13 protein-coding genes are annotated in these 19,668 nt (G+C 64.7%); 7 read left to right on the top strand and 6 right to left on the bottom strand.

The genetic code is table 11. The features are described from left to right. Positions 1-348 precede the first annotated feature (348 nt). The 4 genes from AC07FD_RS20455 to AC07FD_RS20470 all read left to right on the top strand — a co-directional run bounded on the left by AC07FD_RS20455 (position 349) and on the right by AC07FD_RS20470 (position 7,699). Positions 349-4,419, top strand: a complete 4,071-nt coding sequence (locus AC07FD_RS20455; RefSeq protein WP_478351318.1) for a peptidoglycan-binding protein — start codon at positions 349-351, stop codon at positions 4,417-4,419. Between the two features lie 192 nt (positions 4,420-4,611). Beyond that, the gene (locus tag AC07FD_RS20460; protein WP_095082339.1) at positions 4,612-5,535 is read left to right on the top strand and encodes a sulfite exporter TauE/SafE family protein; all 924 of its coding nucleotides are present in this window, start codon (positions 4,612-4,614) and stop codon (positions 5,533-5,535) included. Beyond that, entirely contained in the window at positions 5,535-6,326 is a 792-nt protein-coding gene (locus AC07FD_RS20465) for a TIGR02186 family protein (protein ID WP_457151523.1), read from the top strand. The genes AC07FD_RS20460 and AC07FD_RS20465 overlap by 1 nt, the downstream gene beginning before the upstream one ends. Before the next feature lie 116 nt (positions 6,327-6,442). Continuing rightward, on the top strand, positions 6,443-7,699 hold the full coding sequence (locus AC07FD_RS20470) for an Hsp70 family protein (protein WP_457151524.1): 1,257 nt from the start codon (positions 6,443-6,445) through the stop codon (positions 7,697-7,699). 10 nt (positions 7,700-7,709) lie between these two features. Here the strand turns inward: AC07FD_RS20470 and AC07FD_RS20475 are convergent, their stop codons facing one another. Next, positions 7,710-8,618, bottom strand: coding sequence for a LysR substrate-binding domain-containing protein (locus tag AC07FD_RS20475; protein ID WP_478351319.1), 909 nt, complete (start codon positions 8,616-8,618; stop codon positions 7,710-7,712). 278 nt (positions 8,619-8,896) lie between these two features. Between AC07FD_RS20475 and AC07FD_RS20480 the strand changes: the two genes are divergently transcribed. Genes AC07FD_RS20480 through AC07FD_RS20490 form a run of 3 tightly spaced genes read left to right on the top strand, consistent with a single transcriptional unit; the run spans position 8,897 to position 13,499 of the window. Then, complete coding sequence (locus AC07FD_RS20480) at positions 8,897-11,827, top strand: molybdopterin oxidoreductase family protein (RefSeq protein WP_478351320.1); 2,931 nt, start codon at positions 8,897-8,899, stop codon at positions 11,825-11,827. Further along, entirely contained in the window at positions 11,824-12,558 is a 735-nt protein-coding gene (locus AC07FD_RS20485) for a 4Fe-4S dicluster domain-containing protein (protein ID WP_477225350.1), read from the top strand. The genes AC07FD_RS20480 and AC07FD_RS20485 overlap by 4 nt, the downstream gene beginning before the upstream one ends. A gap of 5 nt (positions 12,559-12,563) precedes the next feature. Then, positions 12,564-13,499 carry a dimethyl sulfoxide reductase anchor subunit family protein gene (locus AC07FD_RS20490; protein ID WP_478351321.1) on the top strand — a complete coding sequence of 312 codons (936 nt, stop codon included), beginning with the start codon at positions 12,564-12,566 and terminating at the stop codon, positions 13,497-13,499. Positions 13,500-13,501: 2 nt separating this feature from the next. Here AC07FD_RS20490 and pdeM read toward each other — a convergent pair whose 3' ends face one another. The 5 genes from pdeM to AC07FD_RS20515 all read right to left on the bottom strand — a co-directional run bounded on the left by pdeM (position 13,502) and on the right by AC07FD_RS20515 (position 19,597). Continuing rightward, positions 13,502-14,218, bottom strand: coding sequence for a ligase-associated DNA damage response endonuclease PdeM (pdeM, locus tag AC07FD_RS20495; protein WP_457151529.1), 717 nt, complete (start codon positions 14,216-14,218; stop codon positions 13,502-13,504). Between the two features lie 13 nt (positions 14,219-14,231). Further along, a complete protein-coding gene (locus tag AC07FD_RS20500) occupies positions 14,232-16,751 on the bottom strand; it encodes a ligase-associated DNA damage response DEXH box helicase (RefSeq protein ID WP_478351322.1) in 2,520 nt (839 codons plus the stop codon). A gap of 102 nt (positions 16,752-16,853) precedes the next feature. Beyond that, positions 16,854-17,714 (bottom strand): C40 family peptidase, encoded by an 861-nt coding sequence (locus AC07FD_RS20505; protein WP_477225347.1) that lies wholly within the window; start codon positions 17,712-17,714, stop codon positions 16,854-16,856. A 95-nt stretch (positions 17,715-17,809) separates the two neighbouring features. Next, a complete protein-coding gene (locus tag AC07FD_RS20510) occupies positions 17,810-18,160 on the bottom strand; it encodes a MarR family winged helix-turn-helix transcriptional regulator (RefSeq protein WP_056588405.1) in 351 nt (116 codons plus the stop codon). A 72-nt stretch (positions 18,161-18,232) separates the two neighbouring features. After that, on the bottom strand, positions 18,233-19,597 hold the full coding sequence (locus tag AC07FD_RS20515) for a leucyl aminopeptidase family protein (protein WP_478351323.1): 1,365 nt from the start codon (positions 19,595-19,597) through the stop codon (positions 18,233-18,235). Positions 19,598-19,668 lie beyond the last annotated feature (71 nt).

A 19,668-nucleotide genomic window follows, 5' to 3' on the forward strand; every position in this document is an offset into this window, starting at 1 on the left:
ACAGCACGCTCAGGGCGCCTTTTACGTTTACGTCAATTCTATACCGATAGCCGCCTCATGACGCAAGGGCGTTCTGCGCGGCGAGCGTTATGCCGCACCGTGCTGCCGGCATCCGACATCCTTGCAACTTCTTAAGTTTGGTTAACGCGTTGTTTACCACGTTGGGCGAAATGTGGGCGCGTCGGCTACCCGTGGTTATCCTGTATCGAATTTTTCACGGTTTTTCGGAGCGCGGGTGAGAGCCCGGGAAGCTCGTCTTCCACCGCGGCATAGCCGCTGTCGCCTCGTTCCGACAGGGACTTGGGGGAACTGGCCGCGAGCCAGCCAATCTGAAAGACGGACGCACCGATGAACAGCAAGCGGTCCTACCTCGATACACTCAACGCCGGCAGGCAGCGCAGGCCGCAGACCACGCTCGAGCAGTTGAACCGTTCCCTCGAAACGCTGGAGCAGCGGCTGGAGCGTACGCGCGAGGACCCGATGGCACGGCCCGAGCCCCGCCAATACGGGGCCGATGCGCGCTATCCAGCAGCCCAACCCTCTGGCCAACCCTCCAGCCAGCAGCGGTGGTACGAGGATCCGCAGCCGGCGCCGCGCCCGACGAGCCCGCCGCCGCCCGCCGCCGCTTTCGGGCAGAATTACCAGGCCATCGCCCGCGACATCGATCGCGTGCGTGGCCAGGAGGACGGCGTTGCCATGGTCGGCAAGATCGCCGGCGAGTTGCGCGGCATGCGCGAGGAACTGCGCCACCAGATGACGGCTGGGCTGCAGCGGGAATTCGAAGCGCTGCGCAAGGACATCGAGCGGGCTTTCCAGTCGGGCGCCAGGCCGGGCACCTCGGCCAAGGGCAGCGCCGAACTCGGCCTTGAATTCGAACGGCTCTCCGGCGCCATCCAGACACTGGCCGAGAAGAGCGACGACAGAAGCGTCAATATGCTGCGGCTCGAGCTCGAACAGGTCAAGGCCGCGCTCGACACGCTGGCGCGCGAGGAGAGCGTGCAGAAGGTCGACCGCCGCTGGGACGATTTCGATCGCCGGTGGACGGCCTTCGAGGACCGCGTCGACGCCGATCAGCGCAAGCGCTCCGACGACCCCGGCCTATCAATGCTGACCGACCGGCTGGAGCAGATCAGCAACGCCGTCAACAATCTGCCGGAATCGCTGTCGCTGCGCTCGCTCGAGGAAAAGGTCCGCACGCTTGCCGGCGCCGTCGATCATTTCGCCAGCCAGCAGGACAATCGTGGCAGCGACACGCTTGGCATGATCGACGAGCGGCTGGACGAGATCTCCCGCGCCATCGTCGCCTCGACGGTCGCCGCGCAAGCCAATTCTTTCGACCACGAGGCTTTCGAGCGCATCGAGAAGCGGATCGACTCGCTTGCCCAACAGATCGAGGAAGTTGCGCAGGACCGCCCGGGCAACGCTGTCATGGACCGGCTGAGCACCCTGTCGAGCCGTGTCGACGAGCTCGCCGGCCGCGCCAACCTGCCCGAGCAGGCGATGGAGCGCCTGGCCAAGCAGATCGCGCTCATTGCCGACAAGATCGACCAGGCGCCTGCCATGCCCGACGCCGACTATATCTTCCATGGCCTGGAGCAACGCTTCGACGTGCTGTCGAGCATGATGGAACGTCGCCAGGGCGACGCCATCGAACAGGGCAACATGCTATTCCGCGATCTCGAGCGGCGGCTGGACGAGGTGGCCGACAGGCTGGACCAGCGCATGCCGCATGTCGACAGCGCCGGCATCATGGAAGCCATCGACGCCCGCTTCACCGCGCTGGCCAAGCGCATCGAAACGCGTGTTCCCGATCCCGCAGGCGAAGCCGCGATCCGCGGCCTGGAAAGCCGGCTCGAAGACATTTCAAGCCGGCTGGACGCATCGGCCGCGCAGGTGGCCGGCATCGATCCGGCGCTGATCCGCAGCCTGGAGGCGCAGGTCGCCGGCCTGTCCGCCCACCTTTCAAGGCCCAGCACGCCCCTGCCGGAATTCGAGGACATCAGCCCGCGTCTCGACGAGATCGAGAAGTCGCTGTCCGGAACGCGCGATTCCATCCTCGGCGCGGCGCGCGAAGCGGCCGAGAACGCGGTGCGTTCGCTGGCCGGTTCGAGCGCCAACACGACAGCCGTTTCCGGCCTCGCCCAGGACCTGAAGACCCTCGAAACGCTGACGCGGCGCTCGGACGAGCGCAATTCGAGAACATTCGAAGCCATCCACGACACGCTGCTGAAGATCGTCGACCGGTTGGGTTCGCTGGAACCCGGCGAACCGGTCGAGGCGGTGAGCGAACTCCTGGATGCGGCTGCGGTCGGACCCAACAGCCGGCGCGGTGCGCGGCGGTCCAAGATGGCCGTCGAGGCACCGTCAATGGATATCGATCAGCCTGTACCGCTTACCGGGGACATGGCCGATCTCGATGGCCGCGCCGCCGCTATCCTGCGCAATGATCCGGGCATGCGTGGCGACCTGGATACGCGTGGCGACCTGGGTACGCGTGGCGACCTGGATATGCGTGGCGACCTGGATATGCGTGGCGACGTGGGCACGCGCTCACCAGCCGAAGCCGCCGCTGCCGCGGCCCTGGCTGCCCTCAGTTCCGACACCATCGCCGAGAAAAGCGAACAGGCAGGCGGCCGCAAATCGTTGTTCGGCGGGTTGGCACGTGCATTCAGGGGCAAGAAGGAGGCCGACATTCCGCCGCTGGCCGGCTCGGCGCCGATTGCCCCGACACCGAGCGTCGACCTCGACGAACCGCTCGACCCAAAATTGGCCAATCGGCCGCTGGAGCCCGGCTCCGGCGCACCTGACCTCAATGCCATCATGAAGCGCGTGCGCGACGAGCGCGGCCAGCCGGCCAAGCCAAGCGACACCGATGCCGCAAAATCGGATTTCATCGCTGCAGCGCGGCGCGCGGCGCAAGCGGCGGCCGCCGAGGCCGATGCGCTGAAGCGCCAGTCGACGATGACCGGACCCGTGAAGGCACTGCGGATCGGCGACCTGCTCAAGGCGCGGCGCAAGCCGATCCTGATGGCGGCTGCCGCAATCATGCTGGCGCTCGCCGGTCTGCAACTAGGCAAGGCCTTCTTCGCCGATCCGGCGCAGATGGCAAGCAAAGACGCCGCGCCGATCGTCGCCTCGCAACCGGTGCAAACCGCCTCGGTCGATGCCGCTAGCCAGCCGAAGACGGACGTTCAGCTGCAAGCCGTGGAAAGCGCGCCGGCCCGTTCCGTCAGACAGGCCGAGCCGTCCGAACCGGCAGCCAAGGATGACATGGCCGCGCAAAGCACGATGGCCACGCCGCCAAGCATCGAGCCTTCGATGGATGCGGCACCGACAGCCGAACCGGTTCCTGCGCCTGTTGCTTCGGCGACGCCCGCAGATGCGAGCCCTGCGGCGCCCGACATCACAGCTTCGGCTGCTGCGCTCCCGGCTGGTCCGGCCCCGATTTCTGCGGAAGCGACCGATGCCGATACCGGGCCTGTGATGGCCGAGCCGAACACCGCCAAGGACACGACGGGCGCGGTTCCACCGGCGGACGCTTCGCCGGCGGCGGCCACCGCCAAGTTCGACATTCCCACCGACGTCGGCCCGCTCGCATTGCGCGATGCCGCTGCCGGCGGCGACGCCAAGGCGTTGTTCGAGGTCGGTTCGCGCTACGCCGAGTCGCGTGGCGTCAAGGAGGACATGGCAGCAGCCGCCAAATGGTACGAGAAGTCGGCCGAACTCGGCTTCGCGCCGGCCGAATACCGCATCGGCAATTTCTTCGAGAAGGGCATTGGCGTCGCGCGCGATATCAAGAAGGCGAAAACCTGGTACCAGCTGGCCGCCGAGCAGGGCAACGCCAGCGCCATGCACAACCTGGCCGTGCTGTTCGCCATGGCCGCGGATGGCGTCACCGACAATGAGTCGGCCGCGCACTGGTTCCAGGCGGCGGCAGACGTCGGCGTCAAGGACAGCCAGTTCAACCTCGGCATCCTTGCCGCCAAGGGCGTCGGCATGAAGCAGAACCTCGAGGAGTCCTACAAATGGTTCGCGCTCGTCGCCAAGACCGGCGACAAGGATGCGGCGGCCAAGCGCGACGAGATCGCCAATGCGATGCGGCCCGAGCAACTTGAACGCGCCCGTGCCGCGGCCGAACTGTGGAAGGCCAAGCCGCTGGATGCGGGAGCCAATTCGGTCGACATTCCCGAATCCTGGCAGGACGGCACGCCGCAGACGACCGCCAGCGTCGACATGAAGAAGGCCGTCGAGAACATCCAGCGCATCCTCAACAAGAATGGCTACGATGCAGGCGACGCCGACGGCAAGATGGGCCAGAAGACGAAGACCGCGATCATGGCTTTCCAGACCGATAACAAGCTGCCGGCGACCGGCACGGTCGATGAAAAACTGGTCAAGGCGCTGCTGGCGCGCAAATAACGGCAGATGCGTCGCTTCCACGACGCCCTTGCCACACATTTGCCTGTTAACTGATTGAGATGTTTTTTGTTTCGGCATTGCTGCGTGGTTTGACTTCGTAGCACCTCCGGCGCAAGAACAAACTGGCTTGTCGGGTCAAGATGCCCGCAACGGTTGCATTCACCGACAGGCAAAACTGATCGAGACTGACGGGTGGGCATCTATCTCCCGATCGCGGAAATTTCCGTCAACGTCTTCGTGCTGCTGGCCATGGGTGCGGCAGTGGGCTTCCTGTCGGGCATGTTTGGCGTCGGCGGTGGCTTCCTCATCACGCCGCTGCTGATCTTCTACAACATCCCCCCGGCGATCGCCGTCGCCACCGGCGCCAACCAGGTCATCGCCTCCTCCTTCTCCGGCGTCCTTTCGCACATGAAGCGAGGTACGCTCGACTTCAAGCTCGGCGGCGTTCTGCTGGCCGGGGGCATCGTCGGCTCCACCGGCGGTATCTTCGTCTTCGCCTTCCTGCGCAGGCTCGGCCAGCTCGACCTGTTCATCTCGCTGCTTTATGTCGTGCTGCTCGGCACGGTCGGCGGGCTGATGCTGGTCGAAAGCGTCAATGCGCTGCGCGCCACGCGCAGCGGTGCGGCACCGGTGCTGAAAAAATCCGGCCAGCACAACTGGATCCACCGCTTGCCGCTGAAGATGCGGTTCAGGGCCTCGAAACTGTTCGTCAGCGTCATCCCGGTGCTGGGTCTTGGCGCCGGCATCGGCTTCCTGTCGTCGATCATGGGCGTCGGCGGCGGCTTCATCATGGTGCCGGCGCTGATCTATCTGCTGAAAGTGCCGACCAACGTCGTCATCGGCACTTCGCTGTTCCAGATCATCTTCACCTCCGCCTACACGACGCTGGTCCATGCCACAACCAACCAGACGGTCGACGTCGTGCTAGCCTTCCTGTTGATGGCGGGCGGCGTTGCCGGCGCCCAATACGGCGCCAAGGCCGGCCAGAGGCTGCGCGGCGAGCAGCTCAGGGCCTTGCTGGCGCTGCTGGTGCTCGCGGTGGCGATCCGCCTCGCCATCGACCTCTTCGTCACCCCGCCCAATCTCTACTCGCTGACCGCCACGGGCCTCAACTGATGAGGGGCCCTAAAGCGTTCGCAACCGCCATTGTCCTGTCGTTGCTCGCGGCCGTCGTTCCGGTTAAGGCACAGACACCACCGGTAGAAGGCATCCAGATCGGCCTCTCCACCGACAATGTTTCCATCACCGCCGGCTTTTCCGGCGCCGACCTGACCATTTTCGGCTCGCTGGAAAATCCCGACCCGCTGGTTGCCCGTCAAGGCAGATACGATGTCATCGTCGTGCTCGAGGGTCCGCCGCGCCCGGTCGTGGTGCGCCGCAAGGACCGGGTGCTCGGCGTCTGGGTCAACCTGGAGTCCGAAACCTTCGAGAATGTGCCGATGTCGTATTCGGTGGCGACGACGCGGCCGCTGCAGGACATCACCGAACCGAACAGCTACAAGCAGCTGTCGCTCGGTGCCTCCAACCTCTACATGCAGCCGGCCGACGCTGGCGACAACCCGGCGACCATCGAGGAATTCACCGCGGCGCTGCGCAGCCGCAAGACAGCGACCGGCCTCTACAGCGAGAATGTCGGCGGCGTGCAATTCCTGTCGCAGAACCTGTTCCGCGCCACCGTCAGGCTGGCACCGAACGTTCCGGTCGGCACCCACAAGGCGCGCGCCTTCCTGTTCAAGAGTGGCGTGTTCATCAAGGAAAGCTCGGCCCAGCTCGAAATCCGCAAATCCGGCTTCGAGCAGTCGATCTTCCGTGTCGCCCACAATTATTCCTTCCTCTATGGCGTCTTCGCGATATCGCTGGCCATGCTGACGGGCTGGCTCGGTAGGGTGATCTTCCGAAAGGATTAGGCGCGCCGGATTTCCAAAAAGGGTTTCCCTTTCCGGCGTCTTGCGTTAGAGAGCACGCCCCCGGCCCGACCGGACACGAGTTGCCGCTCCCCAAAGACAAAATCAGGAAACTTGCCATGCGACCAGCATTCGGCGGTATCGACTTTGGCACTTCAAACTCCACCGTTGGCGTGGTCCGCAACGGGCAGCCGCGCCTCGTCGCACTTGAAGATGGGCAGGTCACGCTGCCCAGTGCCGTGTTCTTCAACTTTGAGGACAACCGCACCTGTTTCGGACGCCACGCCATTGCCAACTACACCGACAGCATCGAAGGCCGGCTGATGCGCTCGCTGAAGAGCGTGCTCGGCAGTTCGCTTGCCCACGAGAAGACCCGCATCAAGTCCCGCTCGATCGGCTTCATGGAGATCGTCGGCCTGTTCCTCGGCCACCTCCGCAAAAAACTGGAGGAAGATGCCGGCGGCGTGGTCGAAACGGTGGTGCTCGGCCGCCCGGTGCAATTCGTCGACGACGACCCCGAGGCCGATACAAACGCCCAGGGCGAACTTGAGAAGGCCGCGCGCGCCCAGGGCTTCAAACACATCGCTTTCCAGTTCGAGCCGATCGCGGCGGCGCTCGACTATGAGCAGAAGGTGACGCGCGAGGAACTGGCGCTGATCGTCGACATGGGCGGCGGCACCTCGGACTTTTCGATCGTGCGCGTCTCACCGCAGCGCTCGCGCTCGCTCGACCGCAAGGACGACATCCTGGCCAGCCGCGGCATCCATATCGGCGGCACGGATTTCGACCGGCTGTTGAGCATCGCCCATGTGATGCCGCAGCTCGGCTATCTGACCCCGACCAAGGACGGCAAGCGCAATCTGCCGGCCAGCTACTTCATCGATCTCGCGACATGGCAGCGCATCAACCTGGTCTACACCGCCAAGGCAATGACGCATCTGCGCCAGATCCGCTACGAGGCCGAGCGCGCCGACCTGGTCGACCGCTTCATCCACATTGTCGAGCATCGCTATGGACATGCGCTGGCGGCCCTTGTCGAAAAGGCCAAGATCGAGCTGACCGACAGATCATCGGCTCAGGTGGCGGTGAAGCTGCCGGGGGCGGCGTTCGCCGCCGAAATCACGCGCACCGGGCTGGACGCCACGATTGCAAGGGACATCGAGCGGGTCACCGCAACGGTCGGGCAGACCATCCGCGACGCCCAGGTCAAGCCATCCGACATCACCGCGGTGTTCCTGACCGGCGGGTCGACCGCAATCCCGCTGGCAAGACGAGAGATTCTCTCCTTGGTGCCGCAGGCATCCGTCATCGACGGCGACATGTTCGGCTCGGTCGGGCTTGGCCTGGCGCTCGACGCCCAGCGAAAGTTTGGCTGACACGGCCCACTCACGGGCGGACGGGCGCCGCTTCATCGGCACTGGCGCTGAGATGCGCCTTGAGCGCCATCTGGGCAAGGCTCGCCTGCCGGTCGCGGTGGGTGATGATGGCGAAGTCGCGCTTCGGCAGGTCAATAGGCACCGCGCGCAAACTGCCTTCGGCAATCGCGCCGCCGACGACGAGTTCGGAAATGATGGTGGCGCCGGCACCCGCCTCGACCGCCTGGCGGATAGCCTCGTTGCTCGGCAGCACCAGGAATATCTGCAGGTCGGCGAGTGAAATTCCTTCGCGGCGCGCCAGATCCTCCAGCACTTCGCGCGTGCCCGAACCACCCTCGCGGATGATCCAGCGCAGGCCCTTGATGTCGGGCCGGCCTTGCGAGACTTCGGCGATCTCCGGATGGGCACTGGCGACGACCAGCAACAGCCTGTCGACGTCGACCTTGGCGCGACGCAGGATGTCGGATTCCGTCCGCCCCTCGACCAGACCGAGATCCGCCGCACCATCGAGGACATTGGCCTCGACCTGCCTGGTGTTGCCGATGGTGACGCTCAACCTGACGGCGGGATAGGCCTCGTGGAAGGAAGCCAGCCGGCGCGGCAGCCAATAGCTGGCGATGGTCTGGCTGGCGGCGATCGAGAGGCTGCCGGTGACCGTCTGCGAGACATGCTCCAGCACATTGCGTGCAGTGGCCGCCCGCTCCAGCACGGCCTTGGCTTCCGGCAGGAAGCGGTGCCCGGTCTGGGCGAGCTCGATGTTGCGGCCGACCCGGTTGAACAGATGGACGCCGTGCTGCTCTTCAAGCGCGCGAATAGCGGCAGACGCGGCCGATTGGGAAATGCCAAGCAGCTCGGCCGCCTTGGTCATGTGGCCACGCTCGGCAACGGCGACGAAAATCCGCAATTGGTCCAGGGTCATGCGTGCATTAAGAACCAATATCGATCGAATTTACAAGAACAACTGATTAGACAGATCGATAGCTTTATTCTACGTTTTCGAGTGAAGTTAGAAAAAATTCGCCACCGAATCGCAGGGAACAAAATGATCGGGCGGTTCAGATCCCTGCTTGCCCATTGGACCCGCGGCATCCGGCGGCGGCTGGCCGGTGACCGATACCACCCGGAAGAGCACTATATGCGCGGCCCCGGGCCGAAGACTCGAGCCAAGTCCGCCGGCCGTGCGGGCACCAGCGGATCATGATGCACCGACCGCCGCGCGGCGCAAATTCGGCACCATCGCAACGCCCGCTTGCCGACACCAGGGCGCCCGATGAAGGCGACGGCGTCGACACTTCGCCAAGCATTTCCGACAGCATCGCCAAGACGACCTGCTACATGTGCGCCTGCCGCTGCGGCATCGACGTGCACATCAAGGCTGGCAAGGTCCGCTACATCAACGGCAACAAGGACCATCCGGTCAATCGCGGCGTGATCTGCGGCAAGGGCAGCTCTGGCATCATGCAGCACTACAGTCCGGCCCGGCTGAAAAAACCATTGCTGCGCACAGGCCCGCGCGGCTCGGGAGAATTTCGCGAGATCGAGTGGGAGGAAGCCTTCTCGATCGCGACCGAACGGCTATCGGTCATCCGCCGGACCGATCCGAAAAAACTTGCCTTCTTCACCGGTCGCGACCAGTCGCAGTCGCTCACCGGCTGGTGGGCCAGCCAGTTCGGCACGCCTAACTTCGCCGCGCATGGCGGCTTCTGTTCGGTCAACATGGCGGCCGGCGGCCTCTATACGATCGGCGGGTCGTTCTGGGAGTTCGGCGAACCCGACTGGGACAACACCAGATACTTCATGCTGTTCGGCGTCGCCGAGGATCACGATTCCAACCCGATCAAGATCGGCCTCGGCAAGCTCAAGGCGCGCGGTGCCAAGGTGGTTTCGATCAATCCGTGCCGGACAGGCTACAACGCCATTGCCGACGACTGGATCGGCATCCGACCCGGCACCGATGGCCTGTTCGTGTTCGCCCTCATCCACGAATTGCTGAAGGCCGGGCGCGTCGATCTCGACTATCTCCTGCGGTACACCAATGCGCATTTGCTCGTCATCCAGCAGCCGGGCGCGGCGGATGACGGCCTGTTCGTGCGTGACGCCGGCGGCAATCCGCTGGCCTGGGACAGAGTTGCGAAGAGACCGGTCAGCGCCACCGATACCGAGGCCAAGCCTGCACTGACGGGCAGCTTCACCGTCGACGGTCGCCGCTGCGTACCGGTGTTCCAGCTCATCGCCGACCGCTATCTCGATGAGAGCTACGCACCCGACGCGGTGGCAGAGCGCTGCGGCATTCCCGCCGACACGATCCGCAGGATCGCCGCCGAACTCGCGCATGTCGCCTTCGAACAGACGATCGAATTGCCGGTCGCCTGGACCGACTGGGCCGGGCGCCGGCACGAGACGATCAAGGGGCGGCCAGTGTCGATGCATGCCATGCGCGGCATCTCCGCCCATTCGAACGGCTTTCACACCTGCCGCGCCGTCCATCTCTTGCAGGTGCTGCTCGGCACCGTGGATGTTCCCGGCGGCTTCCGCTTCAAGCCGCCCTACCCGAGATCGGCGCCGCCGGGCCCAAAGCCTTCAGGCAAGACCGTCAAGCCGATGACGCCGCTCGACGGCATGCCGCTCGGCTTCGTCTGTGGGCCGGACGACCTTTTGGTCGACGACGCCGGCATGCCTGTTCGCATCGACAAGGCCTATTCCTGGGATGCGCCGCTGGCGGCACATGGCCTCATGCACACCGTCATCCGCAATGCGTGGGCCGGCGACCCGTACCCGATCGACACGTTGATGATGTACATGTCGAACATGGCATGGAATTCCTCGATGAACACTGTCGAGACCATGGCCATGCTGACCGACCATGACGAAGCGGGCAACTACAAGATCCCCTTCATCATCTATTCCGACGCCTATTATTCCGAGACGGTGCCGTTCGCCGATCTCGTGCTGCCGGACACAACCTATCTCGAACGCCATGATTGCATCAGCCTGCTCGACCGGCCGATCAGCCATGCCGACGGACCAGGGGACGCTATCCGCCATCCCGTCGTCGAGCCGGATCGCGATGTCAGGCCGTTCCAGTCGGTGCTGATCGAACTCGGCGCGCGGCTTGGCCTGCCGTGCTTCGTCAATGACGATGGCTCGGCCAGATACCGCGACTATGCCGATTACATCGTCAACCATGAGCGCACGCCCGGCATTGGCCCGCTTGCTGGCTGGCGCGGCAAGGATGGCGCCTCGTTTGGCAAGGGCGAGGCCAATCCGGACCAATTGCAGCGCTACATCGACAATGGCGGCTTCTGGCACCACGATTTCGCCGAGGACCAGCGCTACTACAAGATGGCCAACCGCTCCTATCTCGACTTCGCGGTGCAGATGGGCTTCATCCCCAAGGCTGAGCCGGTCGTCTTCCAGCTCTATTGCGAGCCTCTGCAGCGCCTCAGGCTGGCCGCACGCGGCCATGGCCGCGTGGTGCCGCCAGAGGGCGACCGCCGGCGCATCGAGACCTATATGGACCCGCTGCCGTACTGGTACATGCCGTTCGAGGAAGCGGCCGTCGATTTGCAAGACTATCCGCTGCACGCGCTGACGCAGCGGCCGATGCATATGTATCATTCCTGGGGCTCGCAGAATGCGTGGCTGAGACAGATCACCAGCCAGAACCGGCTGTTCGTGCATCACCGGACCGCCGCTGGTCTCGGTCTTGTCGATGACGACTGGGTGTGGATCGAAAGCATCAACGGCAAGGTCAAGGGGCAGATCAAGCTGGTCGACGGGGTGAACGAAAGCACGGTCTGGACCTGGAACGCGATCGGCAAGCGGCGTGGCAGCTGGGGGCTGAAGGATGACGCCGCCGAATCCAATCGCGGCTTCCTGCTCAACCACATCATTGGCGACCAGACTTCGGCCGACGCCAACGGCAAGCGCTATTCGAACTCCGATCCGGTGACCGGTCAGGCGGCGTGGTTCGACCTGCGCGTGCGCATCGTCAAATGCGCGGCCGAGGAAGCCGGCTTCACCGAGCCGCAATTCGAACGTTTCCAACAACCGCCTGGCTTCGAACCCTCACCCGACAGACTGACCTTCGGCGCTGAGTTCCGCCGGGCAAGGGAGGCGGCCGAATGACCTGTCTGCCAAGTCAAAGCGGCAAGAAGCTCGGCCTCGTCATCGATCTCGACACCTGCGTCGGCTGCCAGGCCTGCGTCACGGCCTGCAAGGAATGGAACACCGGCGGCCACATGGCGCCGCTGACCGACATCGACCCCTATGGCGGCCATGTCGACGGCGTCTGGTTCAACCGCGTCCACAGCTACGAACACACCACCGAGATGGGCGGGCGGACCGTGAACTTCCCGCGCTCCTGCCTGCATTGCGAGACGCCGGCCTGCGTCACGGTCTGCCCGACCGGCGCCTCCTACAAGCGGGCCTCGGACGGCATCGTGCTGATCGACGAGGACAAGTGCATCGGCTGCAAATTGTGTAGTTGGGCCTGCCCCTATGGGGCGCGCGAATTCGATCGTGATGTCGGCGTGATGAAGAAGTGCACGCTGTGCGTCGACCGCATCTACAATGACAACCTGGCTGAGGAAGACCGCGTGCCGGCCTGCGTCGCCGCTTGCCCGACCAGCGCCCGGCATTTCGGCGATCTCGGCGATCCCGCGTCGGCCGTCTCGCAGCTGGTGGCGGAGCGTGGTGGCGTCGACCTGATGCCGGAACTCGGCTATCACCCGACCAACAAATATCTGCCGCCGCGCGCCCACACCAAGCGCGCCGCATCGGTGGCCGCGCCGGCACTCGAAGCGGTGCGGGCCGAAGGGGGCTTCCTGGGCTGGGTCGACCGCATGCTTTCGAACTGACATCCATGCACCCAGCCTTCTCCGTCGTCTTCTTCACCACCGCGACCGGCGCCGGCTACGGGCTGCTGGCGCTGCTTGGGGTGCTCGGAGGCTTCCAGATCATCCCGCCCGATTTCTGGTTGGGCCTCATCGGCATGGGCCTGGCGCTCGGCCTGATCGTGGCCGGGCTACTGTCCTCGACAGGCCATCTCGGCAGACCCGAACGCGCCTGGCGAGCGTTCTCGCAATGGCGCAGCTCATGGCTGTCGCGCGAAGGCGTTGCCTCGGTCATCACCTTCGTTCCGGCGGGCCTGTTCGGCATCGGCTGGGTGTTTTTCGGCCGCAGTGGCGGCTGGGTGGCCATCGCCGGATTTCTGGCGGCCATCGGTGCGGTCGTCACCGTCTGTACCACCGGCATGATCTATGCGTCGCTGAAGCCGATCGCCCAGTGGCATAGCCGCTTGACTCTGCCCGGCTACCTCATTTTTTCGGCGATGACCGGCAGCGTGCTGTTGAACGCGCTGCTGCAGGCATTTGCTCTCGGCTCGAAGACGCTTCTAGTGGCCTCGGTGTTGTTCAGTCTGCTCGGCTGGGGCTGGAAGCTGGCGACCTGGCGCTACAACGACCGGCTGGAAATCCCAACCAATGCCAACACCGCGACGGGGCTCGCCGGCGGCACGGTACGATCGCTGGAATGGCCGCATACCGAAGAGAATTATCTGCTCAAGGAGATGGGGTTCCGCATCGCGCGCAAGCACAGCGCACGCCTGCGCCAGATCACCCAGGTTCTGGCCTTCGCTTTGCCCATCCTGTTGCTGGCCGCCGTATTTGCCTCGCCGTGGCCCTTCGCGGCGCTGCTGTCGCTGCTCGCGGCCGGCGTCCAGTTCGCCGGCATGCTGGTCGAACGCTGGCTGTTCTTCGCCGAGGCAAAGCACACTGTGACGCTCTACTATGGACGCTGACCTCAGCCCGGTCTGAGCATCGACCGTGAAATCGCGAAAATGCGCTCGGCGCCGAGCATGTAGGCCATCAGCGTGTCCAGCCGGAACAGCCCGGCATAGGCGCGATCGAGCACGTTGAGCGAACCGGTATAGGCGCCGAAGGCCGGCATGATCATGCGGCCGCCATCGCCGGCAAAGCAGCGCCGCCGCACCGAACGCCCACGTTGCACGATGCGCGCGCACGGATGCAGATGACCCGCTATTTCGCCTTCGACACGTTCCTTCGATGGCTCATGCCGGAACAACAGCGAGCCTATGGCAAGTTCGCGCACCGTCTCGCCGGGCAGGTCGGCGGGCGCTTCCGGATCGTGATTGCCGGCAACCCAGAACCAGTCGCGGCCGGATATCAGCGCTTCCAGCCGTTCGCGGAAGCTCGCATGCATGCGCTCGGCGCCGCCGCCATCGTGGAAGCTGTCGCCCAGGCTGATGACGATGGATGGCTGGTAGTCAGCGATCACGGCCTGCAGTCTCAGCAACGTCGCACCGGTGTCGTAAGGCGGGATCAGCGCGCCGCGCCGCGCCAGCGACGAACCCTTTTCGAGATGCAGGTCGGAAACGGCCAGAAGCCGCAGATCCGGAAAATAAAGCACGCCGCGCCGGTCGCAGACCGCACGCTCGCCGGCGATGCCGACAAGGTCGGCCTCGGCGATCAGCGACGTGCGCGCCAGTGAAAAATTCATCTCGAAATCAGTCTCATCTTTGGCCCATCGCCTCCTCGACCAGATCGGCGGCTTCCATGAGCAGGGACTCGTTGGCGCCGCCATTCACCAATTCCTTGCCGATCTCCAGCATGATCGGCACGGCCAGCGGCGATATCTGCTCAAGATGCTTATGCATGATTCGACCGCGGACACGCGAGAGCATCTCGGCAAGTCTGCTGACATCGAGCAGTCCCGCCGATGCATCGGTGCGCGTCGCCTGCAGCAGGATGTGGTCCGGCTCGTGGCTGCGCAGCACATCGTAGATCAGATCGGCCGACACCGTCACCTGGCGGCCGCTCTTCTCTTGCCCGGGAAAACGCTTCTCGATCAGTCCGGCGATGACCGCGCAGGTGCGAAACGTCCGCTTCAGCATCCAGCTGTCGTTCAGCCAGGCCTCGAGGTCGTCGCCGAGCATGTCCTCGTCGAACAGGGCGGCCAATGACGGCTTCTTCGCCTTGAACAGCGCCGCCATGTCGTCCAGCGCCCAGACGGCCAGCGAATAGTCGGTGGCGACGAAGCCGAGCGGGCGGGCGTTGGCGCGCTCCAGCCGCCGCGTCAACAGCATGCCGAGCGTCTGGTGCGCCAGCCTGCCTTCGAAGGGATAGGCGACCATGTAGTGGCGGTTGCCCCGCGGAAAGGTCTCGACCAGAAGGTCGCCGCGCTTCGGCAGCACTGACTTTTCCTTCTGCAGCCGCAGCCAGTCGGCGACCTGCTCGGGCAGCGCCTGCCAGCGGTTGCTGTCGGCCAGCATGCCGCGCACCTGGTCGGCGAGATAGGTCGAGAGCGGAAACTTGCCGCCGGCATAGGACGGCACGATGATGTTGGCGCCGGCGCCGTTGGAGACGACGCATTCGTTCTCGCGGATGCCCTCGAAGCGCAGCACCTTGCCGGCAAACAGGAAATTGTCGCCGGGGCGTAGCGTCTCGGCGAAATACTCCTCGATCTTGCCCAGCACCGGCCCGCCGCGCCCAGCCATGCCACGGCCCTGCCTGACATAGCGGACATTGAGTTCCGGCATTTCGACAATGGTGCCGACATTCAGACGGTATTGCTGGGCGACACGCGGATGCGAGACGCGCCATAGCCCGCCGACCGTCTTTCGAATGCGGGCGTAGCGCTCATAGTTCTTCAGCGCGTAGCCGCCTGTGGCGACGAAATCGACGACACGGTCGAAGGTCTCGCGTGCCAGTCCTGCATAGGGCGCGGCACTGCGTACCTCTTCGAACAAATGGTCGGCATAGAAGGGCGCCCCGCAGGCGACGCCCAGTACGTGCTGCGACAGCACGTCGAGCGCGCCGGTGATCAACGGCGGCGTGTCCTGCGCGCCGAGATAGTTGGCGTCGAGTGCGGCACGGCATTCCAGCACCTCGAAACGGTTGGCCGGAATAAGGATCGCCTTGGACGGCTCGTCCATGCGGTGGTTGGCGCGGCCGATGCGCTGCGCCAGGCGGCTCGCGCCCTTCGGCGCGCCGACATGCACGACCAGGTCGACATCGCCCCAGTCGATGCCGAGATCGAGCGTCGACGTCGCGACGATGGCGCGCAGCGCATTCTCGCCCATCGCCTTCTCGACCCGCCGGCGCTGGCCGACATCGAGCGAACCGTGATGCAAGGCAATCGGCAGCGAGTCCTCATTGGCCCGCCACAGTTCCTGGAACAGCAATTCGGCCTGGCTGCGGGTGTTGACGAACAGCAGCGTCGTGCGGTGCCTTTTGATCGCCTCGTAGATTTCAGGAATAGCGTATCGGGCCGAATGGCCGGACCACGGCACATGCTGCTCGGAGTCGAGAATGGAGATGTCGGGCTTGGCTCCGCCGGCCACGGTGATCAGGCCGGCCATGGCGCCTGGCGGATTCTGGCCGACCAGCCAACGCCGCAATTCGTCGGGCTCGGCGACCGTAGCCGACAAGCCTATCGTCTGCAGGCCAGGCACGTAGCTGCGCAGCCGCGCTAGGCCGAGCGCCAGCAGATGCCCGCGCTTCGACGTCACCAGCGAGTGCAGCTCGTCGAGCACGACATAGCGCAGATCCTCGAAGAAGCGACGGGCATCGGGCGCCGCGATCAGCAGCGCCAGTTGCTCGGGCGTGGTGAGCAGAATGTCGGGCGGCACCAGTTTCTGGCGCTGACGCTTGTGCGACGGCGTGTCACCGGTGCGCGTCTCGATGGTTACAGGCAGGCCGATCTCTTCAACCGGCTTGCCGAGATTGCGCTCGATGTCGACCGCCAGCGCCTTCAGCGGTGAGATGTAGAGGGTATGGATGCCGCGATGCGCCTGCCCCGGCTTTCGCCTTGGCCGGTTGGCCAGTTCGGTCAGCGAGGGCATGAAGCCGGCCAACGTTTTGCCGGCCCCGGTCGGGGCGATCAGCAGCACCGATTTCCCGCCCTGGGCCCTTGCCAGCAATTCGATCTGGTGGGCACGCGGCGACCAGCCTTTCTCGCCGAACCACCTGATGAATGGTTCGGGCAGGGCTACAGTGGCATTCTGTTCGGCAAGGCGCGGCTGCTCTGTCACGCGCCAGAGGTAGCGCGAAGGCAGGCAATCGCCAAGAAGAATCGGAACAAAAGGGGATCGTTCTTCCCTTCCCCCTTATGGGAGAAAGGACCGCCTCTCACTTCACGGCCGCCGAAACCCGGTCGGGCCGCCATAGAGATAGCCGATGCGGGCGATCGCCTCCTTCAGCCCTTCGCGCGACACCAGCATGGTGTGGCCATTGGCATGGATCATGGTATCGGCGTCGGTCATGACGGCGACATGGCCTTTCCAGAAGACGAGGTCGCCGCGCCGCAACCCGGTGTAATCGGGGCCAGGATCGAGCGGCTCGCCGAGAGTCGCCGCTTGCATGTCGGAATCGCGCAGCACGTCGCTTCCGGTCATGCGCATCGCCAGTTGCACAAGGCCCGAACAGTCGATGCCGAAACCCGAAGCGCCGCCCCACAGATAAGGTGTGCCGAGAAACATCTCGGCCACCGCAACATAGTCGGCGGCCGCATCACCGACAGGCCGCAGATGGCCGGCGATGATCGCCTCGCCGGAAGGCAGGACGGCATAGTGCGTGCCGCGCGTTTCGGCTGCACCCGTCACCGCAACCGTCGATCCCATCGACAATTGTCCGGCGATCGGAAACCGCAGATCCGGCGCAGGGTAGAGGAAAGTGCGCGGCACCGACACGATATGGGTCGCCGCCTGATCCCGCCCGCCCAGCATGGTATCGGCGACGTAACCGACATAACCATCGCGCTCGGCCTGGATCCAGGCCCAGCCTTCGGCGACCTCGAAGACGAGTACATCATCGCCCAACAGGGCTTGGGTGTTGACGCCGGCATCCGGCCGCGGCGCTTTGCGCACATCGGCCACGGACGCGGTGATCCGCGCCGGCCGGCCGGCGACGAAGCGGTCGGCGGCAACCTCGCCCTTCAGCCGCGCATCGGCAAGGTCGGAACGGAAAGCGTGAAGGCGGGCATCCCTGGCGGTCAAATCAGCAACTCTGCTTTATTATGTTGACGCATGATCTTGTCCGAAAAACCGGTTCCCGCTTCTTGCTGCGCTGACCTGCGGTTCGGGATCGTGCTTTAGATGGGCAATTCGTGGGCCTTGGCAATGATACCATCGCCGAAGCGCTCGACAAAGAGCGCGCCCTCGACCGTGCGCCTGATCAGCACATTGCGCTTGTCGAGCTCGTCGCGATGGCGCGACACGAGCTTCAACGCACCCATCGTGTCGAGCGCGCGGGTGATCACCGGCTTGGTGACATTGAGGCGGGCGGCGAGCCCGCGCACCGTGTGCGGCGGCGGATCGAGATAGATGGTGAACAGGATCGCCGTCTGACGCATGGTCAGGTCGGGCGCGTCGTCGCGCACCTGCGACAGCATCACTTGCTGCCACAGTCGCAAGGCCTGGCTGGGGCGCATGGCAATCGACATCCGACCAGCATGACGGCAAATTGTTTCGGTTCCGTTTCAGTTTCTGCAATTTGCCGGCTCTGCTTGTCGCTATCAGCCAAAGCGTTTCGAGATGATCCGCTCCAGCGCGCGAATGCCTTGCGCCTCGCCGCCTGCGGGGCCATGCGGACGGTCGGCGGGGTTCCAGGCGAAGATGTCGAAATGCGCCCAGCCGGCGGTCTTTTCGACAAAGCGCTTCAGGAAGAGTGCCGCCGTGATCGAGCCGGCGAAACCGTCGGTGGTGACGTTGTTGATGTCGGCAATCTTCGACGACAGTTTTGCATCGTAAGGCCGCCACAGCGGCATGCGCCACAACGGATCCTCGATCGCGACGGAAGCCACCGCCAGGTCGGACGCCAGCGCTTCATCGCCGGTATAGAAGGGTGGCAGGTCGGGGCCGAGCGCGACACGGGCTGCCCCGGTCAGCGTCGCCATATCGACCAGAAGCTGCGGTTCCTCCTCGTCGGCCAAGGCCAGTGCATCGGCCAGCACCAGCCGCCCCTCCGCGTCCGTGTTGCCGATCTCGACGGTGATGCCCTTGCGGCTCGTCAGCACGTCGCCCGGCCGAAAGGCGTTGCCGGCGATCGAATTCTCGACCGCGGGAATGAGCACGCGCAGACGCACCTTCAGGCCGGCGGCCATGATCATCGAGGCGAGACCAAGCACATTGGCCGCGCCGCCCATGTCCTTCTTCATCAACAGCATGCCGGACGACGGCTTGATGTCGAGACCGCCCGTGTCGAAACAGACGCCCTTGCCGACCAGCGTCACCTTCGGCGCGCCTTGCTGCCCCCATCTCATGTCGATCAGGCGCGGCGCGCCGGTCGACGCGCGACCGACGGCATGGATCATCGGGAAATTCCGATCGAGGAGATCGTCGCCCTTCACCACCGAGATTTCGGCCTCGTGCGCTGCGGCCAGGCTCCGCACCGCCTTCTCCAATTCTTCCGGACCCATGTCGCTGGTCGGCGTGTTGACCAGATCGCGTGTCAGGAAGACGCCATCGGCAATGCGGCGAACGCGCCCGGCATCGACGCCGGCCGGCAATACGAAGCGCAGCGCCTTGCCGGGTTTCTTGCCATAACGGGTAAAGGCATAGCCGCCGAGCACCAGTGCGGTTGCCGCCAACTCCGGCTCGGCCGGCGCGGAGGCGAAATGCCAATCGCCTTCCGGCAAGGCTTTCGACAACGCACCAAGAGCGAGTGCGCCCTCGCCATCGCCGATACCGAACAAGGCGCCGCCGAGGGCTCCCTTTTCGCCGGGCACGACCAGCGTCCTGCCTGCCTCGCCTGAAAAGCCGTTTGCCCTGGCCCAGGCGACCGCGGCAGGCGCAAGACCGGCTGCTTCCAGCCCATCCCTGGCGACCAGATGGACCGGCAGCGCGCCCGGCAGTTTCTTTTCGACGAGTTCGACAGGCATTCGATGTTCTCCGTGCGGCGCCCTTGAGTCGCCATTCTTAACCGTCCGTTAGGGTTAACAGAATATTTCTT

It is taken from the genome of Mesorhizobium waitakense (assembly GCF_056431085.1).

Coding starts and splice junctions, on each gene's coding strand:
- AC07FD_RS20490 (WP_478351321.1), top strand. CDS start 12,564: ATGCACCCAGCCTTCTCCGTCGTCTTCTTCACCACCGCGACCGGCGCC.
- AC07FD_RS20465 (WP_457151523.1), top strand. CDS start 5,535: ATGAGGGGCCCTAAAGCGTTCGCAACCGCCATTGTCCTGTCGTTGCTC.
- AC07FD_RS20485 (WP_477225350.1), top strand. CDS start 11,824: ATGACCTGTCTGCCAAGTCAAAGCGGCAAGAAGCTCGGCCTCGTCATC.
- AC07FD_RS20515 (WP_478351323.1), bottom strand. CDS start 19,597: ATGCCTGTCGAACTCGTCGAAAAGAAACTGCCGGGCGCGCTGCCGGTC.
- AC07FD_RS20475 (WP_478351319.1), bottom strand. CDS start 8,618: ATGACCCTGGACCAATTGCGGATTTTCGTCGCCGTTGCCGAGCGTGGC.
- AC07FD_RS20510 (WP_056588405.1), bottom strand. CDS start 18,160: ATGTCGATTGCCATGCGCCCCAGCCAGGCCTTGCGACTGTGGCAGCAA.
- AC07FD_RS20455 (WP_478351318.1), top strand. CDS start 349: ATGAACAGCAAGCGGTCCTACCTCGATACACTCAACGCCGGCAGGCAG.
- AC07FD_RS20470 (WP_457151524.1), top strand. CDS start 6,443: ATGCGACCAGCATTCGGCGGTATCGACTTTGGCACTTCAAACTCCACC.
- AC07FD_RS20480 (WP_478351320.1), top strand. CDS start 8,897: ATGATGCACCGACCGCCGCGCGGCGCAAATTCGGCACCATCGCAACGC.
- pdeM (WP_457151529.1), bottom strand. CDS start 14,218: ATGAATTTTTCACTGGCGCGCACGTCGCTGATCGCCGAGGCCGACCTT.